Raw genomic sequence first — 12,189 nt, 5'->3', positions numbered from 1 at the left:
TCGGACCGTCAGGGAACACGGACATCATCAAGTATGACACCGGGTGACAAATAGAGTCATTTAACCCCACTTTCTCTCAAAGTATTGAGAAATACATTAAGAACGCGTTAAGGGTGCAACGAAGGAGGTTTCACTCGCCGCGCAGCACCTTGGCCAGCGCTCCCTCGCCCGACACCTCGATACGCCCGTCCCGCACTCCGTCCCCGACCGTCAGCTCGCCTCCGCTCAACGCGCGGCAGGTATCGACGTCGAGGACCAGACGGGCGTCCGGGCTCTCCGCCGGACCGTCGCCGTACACCGGATCGCCCACACCGAGCCGTATATGGAACGCTCCTTCGTCCAGCCGGACTTCCACCACGCCCTCCTGTCCGTACCCGTCTGCGCCGCCCGGCCCCGACAGGCCGTCGAGCACCGGCAGCAGCGGCACGGCGAACCAGTGCGCCCGTACGGCGTCGGTGGGCCTGCGCTCCTCCAGCGCCGGAGCGCCCCACTCCGCGAGGGCCGTGAGGACCGGCAGCAACCCACGCCCGCGCTCGGTGAGTTCATACACATACGCGGCGGACGGCGGCGGCAGTCTGCGGCGCGTGGCCAGTTCGTCGCGCTCCATGTCCTTGAGCCGGGACGCGAGCACATCCGTACTGACGCCGGGCAGATCGGCGTGCAGATCGGTGTAACGACGGGGCCCGGCGAGGAGTTCACGGACGATCAGCAGGGTCCAGCGGTCACCCACGGCATCAAGGGCACGGGCGGTGGCGCAGTACTGGTCGTAACTTCGGCGACGTGACATGTGGCGCAGTCTAGACATGTTGTTGGACTTTCCAAGCTCGCACTTGGTAAAACCAAGTATCGCAACAAGGTCTGGGAGGCCACCGCATGGAATTCCGGCAGTCGAGCAAACTGAGCGAGGTCTGCTACGAGATCCGCGGCCCGGTGATCGAGCACGCCGACGCACTGGAGGAGGCGGGCCACAGCGTCCTGCGCCTCAACACCGGCAATCCCGCGCTCTTCGGGTTCGAGGCGCCGGAGGAGATCCTCCAGGACATGATCCGGATGCTCCCCCAGGCCCATGGGTACACGGACTCGCGCGGCATACTCTCGGCGCGCCGTGCCGTCGCCCAGCGGTATCAGACGCTGGGTCTGCCGGATGTCACCGTCGATGACATCTTCCTGGGGAACGGAGTCTCCGAGCTGGTCTCGATGGCCGTCCAGGCGCTGCTGGAGGACGGCGACGAAGTCCTCATCCCGGCGCCCGACTTCCCGCTCTGGACCGCCGTCACGACTCTGGCCGGCGGCCGTCCCGTGCACTATCTCTGCGACGAGTCCGCGGACTGGTATCCGGATCTCGACGATCTGGCCGCGAAGATCACCGACCGCACCAAGGCCGTTGTGATCATCAATCCCAACAATCCCACCGGGGCGGTCTATCCACGGGAGATGGTCGAAGGGATGCTGGATCTCGCCCGCCGTCATCAGCTCATGGTGTTCGCGGACGAGATCTACGATCAGATCGTCTATGACGACGCGGTCCACCACACCGCCGCGGCCCTCGCTCCCGATCTGGTCGTCCTCACCTTCAGCGGGCTCTCGAAGACCTACCGGGTGGCGGGCTTCCGTTCCGGCTGGCTCGTCGTCAGCGGGCCCAAGCAGCACGCGCGCAGCTATCTGGAGGGGCTCACGATGCTCGCGTCGATGCGGCTGTGCCCCAACGCGCCCGCGCAGTACGCCATTCAGGCCGCGCTCGGCGGCCGGCAGTCCATCCGCGAGCTGACGGCTCCGGGCGGCAGACTCCATGAGCAGCGCAATCGCGCCTGGGAGAAGCTGAACGAGATTCCGGGCGTCTCCTGCGTCAAGCCGAAGGGCGCGCTGTACGCCTTCCCTCGGCTCGACCCGAAGGTGCACAAGATCCATGACGACGAGCGATTCGTACTGGACCTGCTGCTGCGCGAGAAGATCCAGGTCGTCCAGGGGACGGGCTTCAACTGGCCGCGCACCGACCACTTCAGGATTCTGACTCTGCCGTACGCGGACGACCTCGACGCGGCGATCAGCCGCATCGGCCGCTTTCTGAGCGGATACCGCCAGTGAGGGGGGGCTCAAAAGAGCAGGAAAGAGTAGGAGGAGGAGCGGACCCGGGGGCGTAGCCGGCCCCCGAGCCCTGTGATGCCACCCATGTCGCACGCCGGCACACTTGAGAACCCAGGTCAGTCGTAATGTCGCCGCGTCCTGCCATTGGACCACCGCGCATCGAGCTGCACGGGCCGGACTTGAACCGGCACTTCGACGTCCCAGGGCCTGGGTCCGATCGATCCGGCGATCGGCGGCCAATGCTGAGTCTGGAGCAATAGTCTGAGATTGATCGCGGTCTGCCTCTGCCGATTGGGCTACCGCGGCCCGTCCATCCTGCTACGGATGTGCCGCGGGGAGGACTCGAACCTCCACTGGAACCGCGCAGTCACGACAAGCCTCAGTTTCAGCTTGCGCTCCTCGCGCACCCCGGCCGCACAAGCAGGCAGCCGAGGAGTCTTCGAGGCTACCCGAACAGGTAGCCGAACACCGCGTCACCTATCAGCTGATCGGTGACATCCGTGCCGTTCGCCTCCTCGCGGGCGAACTTCACGGCCTGCTGGAGCTTCTCGACCCGGTCGAGCAGCTCGTTCACCCGACGGGCGGGCAGCGCGCCGCTGAATTTCACCGTGGTCCAGTAACCGACGGGTATGTCCTCGTAGTACACCTCGACCTGCGCCGGGTGCTTCTCGGTCGCCTCGGCCTTCACATGGTTGCGCGGGACCTTCTTCGTACGGACGGTCCGTACCGCCTCGGTCTTCCACGCGTCCGTCGACGGGTCCTGGCTCCAGGACTCCGAGGCGTCGAGCACCGGGAGCTTGCGTACAAAGGTGTTGAGGTCGGTGAGCTGCTTCTCCAGGAAGAGCAGATACGACACCGGCGCCTCGCTCACCAGCACCCGTCCGTCGACGGTGATGTCGGCGCGCGCCGTGCAGTTCGCCCAGTCCTTGGTGGCGGTCACATCGAACAGCCTCGTCAGGGTCTTCGCGGTCTCGCGCAGTACGTCCTCGGCCTTGACCTGGACACGGGTGGACTCGGGCGGAAGCTGCTCGCCCTCCTCGTCCTTCGGCTGATACGTACGGGAGATACCGGCGAGCAGGGCCGGCTTCTGGAGGCCGTGATGGGCCGCCGTCAGGTCCTGGTGCGCCTTGGACTTGACGCCTTTCTCCACTGCGATGATCTGATTGAGTTTCGTTGCCACGTCAGGAAGTTAGCAGGGCCGATCAGCCGTGATCGAACGAATAAACGGCGCCGGAACAACCGGAATAAACAGCGATCCGTGATCCGCCGGATGTCGCTACCGCCATGACGCCACCTCAAACAGACAGCGGGAAGCCCCAACCGGGCAGGGTGCGGCCCGGGTTGTTCATTGGCATGGACCTGTTCATGATCCTCGGCTACGCTCCGGCTGATACGGGCTGAGAGCGCTCTCAGCCGGTCACTGTTCCACGTTCCACCCCCACGATGCTGGAACAACCAGAAGGGCCAATCCCTTGAGACGCACGACAGTGATACGCACCGGTCTGTCCGCACTCCTCATCCTCGGAACCTGGGCCACCGCCGGCCTCGTTCCCGCGGCGGCGGCCCCCTCCACCGTCTCCGAAGCACCGGCCTCCGCCGGTCTGCTCTCCGCGATGCAGAAGGACCTGGGCCTGACGAAGAGCCAGGCCGAGGCGCGTCTCGCGGCGGAGAAGACCGCGACGGCCGTCGACGGAAAGGCGCGGCGCGCGGCGGGATCGTCGTACGGCGGTTCCTGGTTCAACGCGGACAGCGGCACGCTGACCGTCGCCGTCACCAGCACCGGGAAGGCCGACGCCGTACGGGCGACCGGCGCGACCGTACGGCTGGTCAAGCACAGCGCACGGCAGCTCGACGCGGCGAAGGCGAAGATCGACGCGCTCTCCGCGCCGGCCGGTGTCGCGAGCTGGCACGTCGACCCCAAGGCCAACAAGGTCGTCGTGAACGTCGTCGCCGCGCAGAAGAACGACAACGATGTCCAGGGCTTCCTCGCCCGGGCCCGGCAGGCCGGTCCCGTCACGGTCGAGGAGACCGCCAAGGCTCCGCAGACCTTCGCCGCGGGCACCGTCGGCGGCGACCCGTACTACACGGGCAATGTCCGCTGTTCCATCGGCTTCTCCGTCTACGGCGGCTTCGTCACGGCCGGCCACTGCGGCCAGCCGGGCGCCGGCGTGAGCGGCTGGGACGGCTCGTACATCGGCAACTTCCAGGGATCGTCCTTCCCCGACAACGACTACGCATGGGTGAACGTCGGCAGCGGCTGGTGGACCGTCCCCGTGGTCCTCGGCTGGGGCAGCGTCTCCGACCAGCTCGTCCGCGGCTCCAACGAGGCCCCGATCGGCGCCTCGATCTGCCGCTCCGGCTCCACGACCCACTGGCGCTGCGGCAATGTCCTGGCCAAGAACGAAACGGTCAACTACAGCCAGGGCGCCGTCCACCAGATGACCAAGACGAGCGTCTGCGCCGAGGGCGGCGACTCCGGCGGCTCCTTCATCAGCGGCGACCAGGCCCAGGGCGTCACCTCGGGCGGCTGGGGCAACTGCAGCAGCGGCGGCGAGACCTGGTACCAGCCGGTCAACGAAATCCTGAACCGCTACGGCCTGACTCTCCACACGGCCTGACCACCCCAACAGCCTGACGGACGAGCGGCCTGAGCGGTCGACAGGCCTGTCGGGCCATGAGGCAACAGAACAGCGGACGAAGCCTGCCGCGTTGAGGACTCGGAGAATCCTCATCCCCTGACGCGGCAGGCTCTCCATCTCGGCGGCGGTCAGCAGTCAGTGATATCGCTCACCGGCCCGCGCCTACTTACGCCCTCGAAACAGACATCGCCCTACGAGCGGGTACCGCTCACCGTGGCGATTCCTGTGGCCGCCCTCAGTGTTCCGAGGGCGGCCACAGCTGTTCTGCCACCAAGGAGCGCTCGTGTACTGAGTGGCGTGTCTCCTTCGCGCCACCATCACGGCCGTCGGAGGCCGCGCCACTCGGTGGGCAGCACGAGAGGGCGTACGACCGCACGCAACAGAAGATTTCGATCAACTGAGAGAACCTTCTTGTCACGGTCGGATCAACTGCGTAGAGTTTCGAACGATCTTCGGCATCAACGAGCTTCCCGCACGGGATACGCTCTCCGCCTACATCTGGAGCACGCACGTGTCTTGCCTCTCTCTCGACGGCCACCATGCGAGATCCACTCGCCTCTCCTCGCCGTCGGCACTCGGACAGCATTCAGGTCGCAGGGGCCGCACAGCACCGCTGACTCGCGCCCACGCCCTCTCCGCCTGATCCGACCTCCTCACCCGATGGCTGTGTCCGCATCACGGAGAATCGTTCCTCCTTTATGCGCCGACACAGGTGTCCGAAGGGAATGCTGTGCTGTCCGACTACATCGTTCTCGCGTGGTGTCTCACCGCGATGGCAGTAATGACCTGCTGCGCTTTCGTCTGCATCACGATCAGCAGAATCGCCGGTTCGGCTCTCCGGAACAGCCGCTCGGCCGACCGGGCTCAGATCATCGGGGCGCTGGCCACGATGTTCCGCCACTTCCTGAGGCCCTGGTGGCGCAGTAAGTAGCCGCAAGGACTTGGGCGGGGGCCGTGTGCCGCCGAACGCCGGCCCTCGCCCCGAAAGGCGGAAATCACAACGAATGACCGAGCTACAGTTGACATCGACATCCACGCGGCCCGCCGGGCTTCCGCTCCTGACGGGCAACGCCCGAACGGACTGCAAGGGACACGCCCCCACCCGCTCCAGCCACTACGTGCTGCCTGGGGGCTCTCCTTGCTGATCCGCGAATCCGTCGCTTCCGTCGCCGCCCAAATTCAGTCCGAAGCACTGTACTTCCATATGGTGGACCGTTTCTTTCATGTGCACGGGCATAAGCCCGGCCCGGGCGAGATCCGGTCATGGAAGCACTCCCTTCCCGCCTTGGTGAACACGCTGCTGGAAGCTGGGCTGGGTGATGTCGAGATCATGCTGGAGTACACGCTGCCGCTCACCAGCAAGCGCGCCGACGCGGTGCTCGCCGGAGTGCACCCGAAGACCCGTGAACCGTCTTACGTGGTCATCGAGCTGAAGCAATGGACCGAGGCCCACCCCGACGAGGAAGCGCCGAATCTGTGCCAGGTCGCCGGAATGTACACGAACCTCAAGCTCAATCCGATTGAGCAGGTCCGTGGATACTGCGACTATCTCGCTCAGTTCAACGGAGCACTCGACAAGAAGGAACACCGGATCACCGGAGCCGCGTACCTGCACAATGCGACGGAGTTCGGGGCCGGCTCATTGGATATCGCTGGGCAGAGTGAGAGGGGCCGACTCTTCACCGGGGACAAGCGTGGACAGTTCATCGCCTTTCTCCAAGACCACCTCGCTCCGGAATCCGGCGCCCTCGCGGCAGACGAACTCCAGGCAGGGAAAATCAAACCTTCCACCCAGCTCATCGCCGTCGCCGCGGACGAGATCCGCGACCGGGAACAGTTCCGTCTGCTGAGCGAACAGAAACTGGCCTACGAGCTGGTGCTGAAGGCCGTACGGAACTCACGGCAGTCCGACCACAAGCAGGTCATCGTCATCACCGGCGGACCGGGCAGCGGGAAGAGCGTCATCGCACTGTCCCTGCTCGGCGAGTTGTACCGGCAAGGACGCACCGCGTTGCACGCCACCGGTTCCGCGTCCTTCACCAAGACCATGCGGAAGGTCGCGGGCGCCCGGAAGCGCGAAGTCCAGGAACTCTTCAAGTACTTCAACAGCTTCATGACCGCCGAGCGCAACGCACTGGACGTGCTCATCTGCGACGAGGCGCATCGAATGCGGGTGACATCGGCCAACCGCTACACGCCGGCCGCCCATCGCACGGGCAAAGCCCAGGTGGTGGAGCTGATCGACGCCGCTCGTGTACCGGTCTTCCTGCTGGACGAGCACCAGGTTGTGCGTCCGGGTGAGATGGGTTCGGTGGAGAAGATCAGAGACGAGGCCGCGGCCAAGGGGCTGAACTGCACGGTGGTGGATCTCGACGGCCAGTTCCGTTGCGGCGGCAGCGACGCGTATCTGCAGTGGGTGCTGCGGCTTCTGGGACTGGAGAAAGGGGGTTCTACGCGCTGGGAGCCGGACTCGAAGATGCAGCTCATGGTGGCGGAGAGTCCTCAGGAGATGGAGGAATTCCTCGAAGAGCGACGCTCGGAGGGGTACGGCGCGCGTATGTCCGCCGGTTACTGCTGGAAGTGGACGACCAAGACCGCGCCGGGCCAGGCGCTCCCGGCCGATGTCGTGATCGGCGACTGGGCCCGGCCATGGAATGTGTACGGCGACCGAGCGGTGGCAGGAGCGCCCCCGGCCGCGCTCTGGGCCACGGACCCGGCCGGCTTCGGGCAGGTCGGCTGTGTCTATACGGCCCAGGGCTTCGAGTACGACTGGAGCGGCGTCATCATCGGACCGGATCTGGTGTGGCGGAACGACCACTGGGTCATCAACCGAACGGCTTCGCAGGACCCGGTGTTCAGGAGGTCCACACCGGATGACGAGGTGGATCAGCTGATCCGCAACACCTACAAGGTACTGCTGACACGCGGGATGGTCGGAACAGTCATCTATTCGACCGATGCGGAGACTCGGGCGAAGTTGCGGGAACTCGTCCAGCCTGCCGTACAGGACGCGATGTCTGTGTAGCGCAGGTTGCCAGGAATCAGAAGTGAGCCGGAAACGCCGGAAGGTAGAGTCTCCGGCCGTGCCGTCTCACCTTCCCGGAGAACCCTCGCCGACCTGGGAGAAAGGTATACCCCGAAGCCTCACCCAAAGTAGGATTAAGGATCCTGAAACGGGCAGCGGGCAGCGGGCAGCGGGCAGCGGGCAGCGGGCAGCGGGCAGCGGGCAGCGGGCAGCGGGCAGCGGGCAGCGGGTCCGGCGGACGGTGTTGTTTGCCGTACGGTCCGCGACCGCGCTGAACCGTCTGCTCGACGCGCTTCCCGTCTTCGCCGGGGATCACCGTGTCCGGCCGCTCTTCACCCTCGTCCCCGGGTCCGACTTCAGTACAGACGCGCTCGTCGCGCTCGACGGTGCCGGGGCGCGGACCGTTCCCTGGGCGGAGGCCGTGCGCGGCGGGCATGATCTCGTGGTGGCAGCGAGTCCCAACGGTCCGCTCCATGAGCTGCCCGGACCGCTCGTACTGCTGCCGCACGGCGCCGGGTTCAACAAGCGGCTCCCTCGTTCGTCCGTGGACGACTCCGCTTCCGGACTGCATCCGCGCCAGCTCCTACGTAACGGATCGCCACTGGCCTCGCTGCATGCCCTCGCGCATCCCGGCCAGTTGGCGCGGCTCGCCCAGGAGTCGACGGCGGTGGCCGGGCGAGCGGCCGTCGTCGGGGATCCGACGCTGGACCGGATGCTGGCGTCCCGTACCCGCCGGGAGCGGTACCGGGACGCGCTGGGCACGGGCGGGCGGCGGCTGGTGGCCGTGGTCTCCACCTGGGGACCCGAGTCGCTGGCGGAGCGCCTGCCGGAGCTGCCGGGCCGGCTGACCGCCGAGCTGCCGTACGACGCGTATCAGGTCGCTCTCGTTCTGCACCCCAACGTCCACAGCCGACTGGGCGAATTCGCCCTGCGGCAGCGGCTCGCGCCCGCGCTGGCCGCCGGACTGCTGCTCGCGCGGCCGTACGAGGAGTGGGCGGCCCTCCTCACCGCCGCCGACTGCGTGCTGACCGACCACGGATCCACCGCGCTCTATCCCGCGGCCCTGGACCGGCCGCTGATCGGCTGCTACGAAGGCGGTACGGAACTGCTCCCGGCCAGTCCCATGGCCGAACTCCTGGCGCGCGTACCGCGTTTGGCGGTCGACCGGCCGCTCGCCGCGCAGATCGACACCGCCGTCGCCACGCACCGTACGGGTGACACCAGCGGCCTCGCCGCCGCTGCCTTCGCCGAGCAAGGGCGTTCACTGGAGCTGCTGCGTACGCGCTGCTACCGGCTCCTCGGGCTCGAACCGCCTCCCGGACCGGTCGCGGTCCGCCCTCTGCCGGTCCCCAGGATCGCCCGACAGCGGCCGTCGGCGTTCGCGGCGCGCGTGCGCGTCGAGGTAGGAGGCAACGAAGTCTCCGTGGCGCGGTATCCGCTGAACAGCGGTCCGCACGGAGGGCATGTGTCCGCAGAGGACGGTCACTCCACAACGCAAGAGATGCGGAGCGCCGGGCTCATCCACCGGCGGGCGCGCGTCGAGACCGCCCGGGAACCATACGGATCCGACGTGGTATGGACGGTGGACAGCTGGACCTCCTACATCCTGGAGCACTACCCCGCATGCCGCACCGCGGCGGCCGTGCTCTCGCACCAACGCTGCATACTGCGACGCGACCGCTCGGCGCTGCTGGCGGTGAGCATCACGGCCGGCCCTTCGCAAACCGGGCCGCTGGTACGGCCCGATGCCGCGGCCGTGCTCTCCGCCGTCCACGGCTGGCTCGACACCAACCCGAGCCCGGCCCTGCCCGCAGCCCTCGACTGCATGGTGGGTGGCCGCCCGGTGCGGGTCCTAGTGGCGTACGCGACGGAGGCCGACGCGTACACCGAGCTATGACCGTCGGCGCGTCGTCAGTCTTCGTGATCCGACTCCATGCCCACCTCAATACGCAGTTCGCGGGCGCGGACACGGTGCCGCTCGGCCGCCTCCAGGTCGCCCGACTCCTCCGTCACTCCGGCGAGTTCGTCGTGCAGCGCGATCTGGTCGTGGACGGATCCCCGCGCCCGCTCATGGACCAGAGCCTCCTCGTACGCAGCGACGGCCTTGGCTGTGCGGCCCAGTGCGCGGTGGGTACGGGCCAGTTCGGCCGCCGCCCGGCCGATCATACGAACCCGGTCCTGGTCCACGGCCAGTCGGCGCGCGGCCTCCAGCTCCGCTTCGGCCTCGGTCAGCAGGCCTGCAGCACGCAGCGTACGGCCGACCAAAAAGCTCTGGAGCAGTACGCCATAGGGATTCTCGATCGTGAGATGGATGTCGCGCGACTGCTGGAAGTACGGGACGGCCTCGTCCGACTGTCCGCGCCAGGCAAGATACTTGCCCCGGAACTCCAGGGCCGAGGCATGGAGCTTCTCCCCGGGCACGACCGACTCCGCCGAGAGCACCGCCTGCCGTGTCTCCGCGTCCGCGTCCACCGCCCGGCCGGCACTCCAGAGCGCCTGGGCGAGCTGGCAGCGCATCCGGATCAACGCCTGGGCCGCGCCGTCGCGCTGTGCGCAGTCCCGGCCGGTCTCGAACGCGCGGATCGCGTCCTCGTGATTGTCATGGTCCTCGTAGTGCTTCCAGAGCGGTTCGCAGAGGGACCAGGCGTGCCTGTCCTCGCCCAAGTCGCTCGCGATCCGCACGAGTCCGTACAGCGCCTTGCGCTCCGTGTCGAGCCAGGCTCCGGCCTCCGCCGCACTCGCGAACGGCACATCGGGAGCATACGGAAGCTCCGGAACCGGTTCGGCCATACGCATCCTTTTCGCACCGATGGTCCGGTCGGCGCGCTCCGCCTGCCTGCGGTACCAGACGAGCAGCCGGCGCAGCCCTTCCTCGGTCTCGGCCGGATCGCCGTGCCGGTTGGCGCAGCGGACGGCGTGGGCACGGAGCAGGCTGTGCATCCGCCGCCGGCCCACGCGTGGCGAGAGGGCCAGCAGTCCCGCGTTCGTCAGTCCGTCGAGCCCGTCCTCCCCGTCGTCAAGGCCCGTCCCGAGCAGGGCCGTGGCGGCGTCGAGCGTGATGTCGTAACCGGGGTGGTGCGGCATCAGCCGGTAGAGCCGGGCCGCGGGCGGGTCGAGCGTGGCGTACGCCGCGTTCCACACCGCTTCGACCACGGGCAGCCCCTTCTCGTAGAGGTCCTCCGTGAGGTCCGCGACGATCCGTTCCAGCCGTCTGCGCGGGTATTTGAACAGCAATTGGCCCGCAACATGCAGGGCGATCGGGAAGCCGTCGCAGAGCTGGGCGAGCGGGATCAGCGTCTGCGCGGACTCACCAGGCCGTACATGTGCGCTGAGCTTCTGGAGGACTGCCGAGCCGTGCTCGGGTGACAACGGCCCCAGCGCGAGTTCGTGCGCGACTTGCGACTCCAGTCCGGAGAGCCGCTCCTGGCTCGCGACCAGGACCACCGCTTCGGCCGACACCGGCAGCAGGGTCCGGATCTCGTCGGCGGACCATACATTGTCGAGGACGAGCGCCAGCCGCGCCCCCTGGGTCTTCTCCCTGTACTGGCCCACTAATTGCCGGTACTCCGACGAAGGCCGGCCGTCCCGCACTCCGAGCCAGCGGAGCAGGTGCTTCAGCAACGCCTCGTGGTCGATGGAGCCGGCCGTGCGCCATTCGTCCAGGTCGATGTAGGCCGCCCGGAAGCGGTCCTTCAGCTTATGGGCGAGGTGAATGACCAGAGCCGTCTTGCCGATTCCGCTCACCCCGGTGAAGGCGACGACCAAGGGGTGTTCGGGCTGGGCGGACTTCGCCCGCTCGTCGAGCTCCCGCCACACCCGGTCGGTCTGTGCTCTCCTGTTCTCGAACACGCCGTTGTCCAGAGGAAGCTGATGCCCCGGGTCGGCGTTGTCCTGGCCGCCGAAGTGGAAATGCTGATTTACTTCGCCAATCCGGCTCGCCTGCACCAAGCCGTGCTGGGTGCCGCCGCTGACGCTGTTCCCCCCGTCGGTCATCTCCTCAGCCCTGTCCGCCGATGTGCAGTTCGCCGATCGTGCCGGTCTGGACGACCGTGCCGTGCTGGGTGCCGCCGCTGATCGTGTTGTATACGTCACCGACCTGCTGGGCAGGGAGCGTCGGAGTCAACTCGTCCACGAGCGCGCGCAGTTCCGCGGCGGCCTCGGGGTCGGCGCGCAGTGTGCGGCGCAGACGGTTGCGCCATTCCGCGCGGAGGTCGTCGGCCGTCTGCTCGTCGCCGTCCTGCTGCGCCGTGGTCAGTTCGGCGCGTGCGGTCTCCAGTTCGGCTTCGATCGATTCCGGGGACGCCGAGCCCCGGTCGGCGAAGAATCCGACCACCCGGTCCCGTACCCGCGTCCAGCCGTCCGTCGCCATCTGCTGGACGAGCGCCGTCGCGCCTGCTGTCGCCAGTGCCACCAACTCGGCTTCCACCGTGCCCCCTTGGA

At 67.4% G+C, this 12,189-nt stretch carries 8 protein-coding genes; 4 read left to right on the top strand and 4 right to left on the bottom strand.

Annotated features, from left to right (window positions below; genetic code table 11):
- Window positions 1–130: 130 nt before the first annotated feature.
- Entirely contained in the window at window positions 131–787 is a 657-nt protein-coding gene (locus ACFV6H_RS13710) for a winged helix-turn-helix transcriptional regulator (RefSeq protein ID WP_385541342.1), read from the bottom strand.
- A gap of 86 nt (window positions 788–873) precedes the next feature.
- Here ACFV6H_RS13710 and ACFV6H_RS13705 point away from each other — a divergent pair, with 86 nt between their 5' ends.
- Complete coding sequence (locus ACFV6H_RS13705) at window positions 874–2,085, top strand: pyridoxal phosphate-dependent aminotransferase (RefSeq protein ID WP_384786214.1); 1,212 nt, start codon at window positions 874–876, stop codon at window positions 2,083–2,085.
- A gap of 445 nt (window positions 2,086–2,530) precedes the next feature.
- Here ACFV6H_RS13705 and ACFV6H_RS13700 read toward each other — a convergent pair whose 3' ends face one another.
- Complete coding sequence (locus ACFV6H_RS13700; protein WP_384786211.1) at window positions 2,531–3,265, bottom strand: hypothetical protein; 735 nt, start codon at window positions 3,263–3,265, stop codon at window positions 2,531–2,533.
- Between the two features lie 307 nt (window positions 3,266–3,572).
- Between ACFV6H_RS13700 and ACFV6H_RS13695 the strand changes: the two genes are divergently transcribed.
- The 3 genes from ACFV6H_RS13695 to ACFV6H_RS13685 all read left to right on the top strand — a co-directional run bounded on the left by ACFV6H_RS13695 (window position 3,573) and on the right by ACFV6H_RS13685 (window position 9,646).
- Window positions 3,573–4,703, top strand: a complete 1,131-nt coding sequence (locus tag ACFV6H_RS13695) for an alpha-lytic protease prodomain-containing protein (RefSeq protein WP_385541614.1) — start codon at window positions 3,573–3,575, stop codon at window positions 4,701–4,703.
- Window positions 4,704–5,862: 1,159 nt separating this feature from the next.
- A complete protein-coding gene (locus tag ACFV6H_RS13690; RefSeq protein ID WP_385541339.1) occupies window positions 5,863–7,749 on the top strand; it encodes a DNA/RNA helicase domain-containing protein in 1,887 nt (628 codons plus the stop codon).
- Between the two features lie 241 nt (window positions 7,750–7,990).
- Entirely contained in the window at window positions 7,991–9,646 is a 1,656-nt protein-coding gene (locus tag ACFV6H_RS13685) for a translation initiation factor 2 (protein ID WP_385541337.1), read from the top strand.
- A 14-nt stretch (window positions 9,647–9,660) separates the two neighbouring features.
- On the opposite strand, the gene ACFV6H_RS13680 is transcribed toward ACFV6H_RS13685, so the two are convergent.
- Both ACFV6H_RS13680 and ACFV6H_RS13675 read right to left on the bottom strand, forming a co-directional pair.
- Window positions 9,661–11,742 carry an NB-ARC domain-containing protein gene (locus ACFV6H_RS13680; RefSeq protein ID WP_385541335.1) on the bottom strand — a complete coding sequence of 694 codons (2,082 nt, stop codon included), beginning with the start codon at window positions 11,740–11,742 and terminating at the stop codon, window positions 9,661–9,663.
- A 4-nt stretch (window positions 11,743–11,746) separates the two neighbouring features.
- Window positions 11,747–12,175, bottom strand: coding sequence for a hypothetical protein (locus ACFV6H_RS13675; RefSeq protein WP_385541333.1), 429 nt, complete (start codon window positions 12,173–12,175; stop codon window positions 11,747–11,749).
- Between the last annotated feature and the right edge of the window lie 14 nt (window positions 12,176–12,189).

Source organism: Streptomyces sp. NPDC059743 (genome assembly GCF_042732975.1).
Classification (GTDB): domain Bacteria; phylum Actinomycetota; class Actinomycetes; order Streptomycetales; family Streptomycetaceae; genus Streptomyces.
This window is presented reverse-complemented; position numbering and strand designations above follow the sequence as displayed.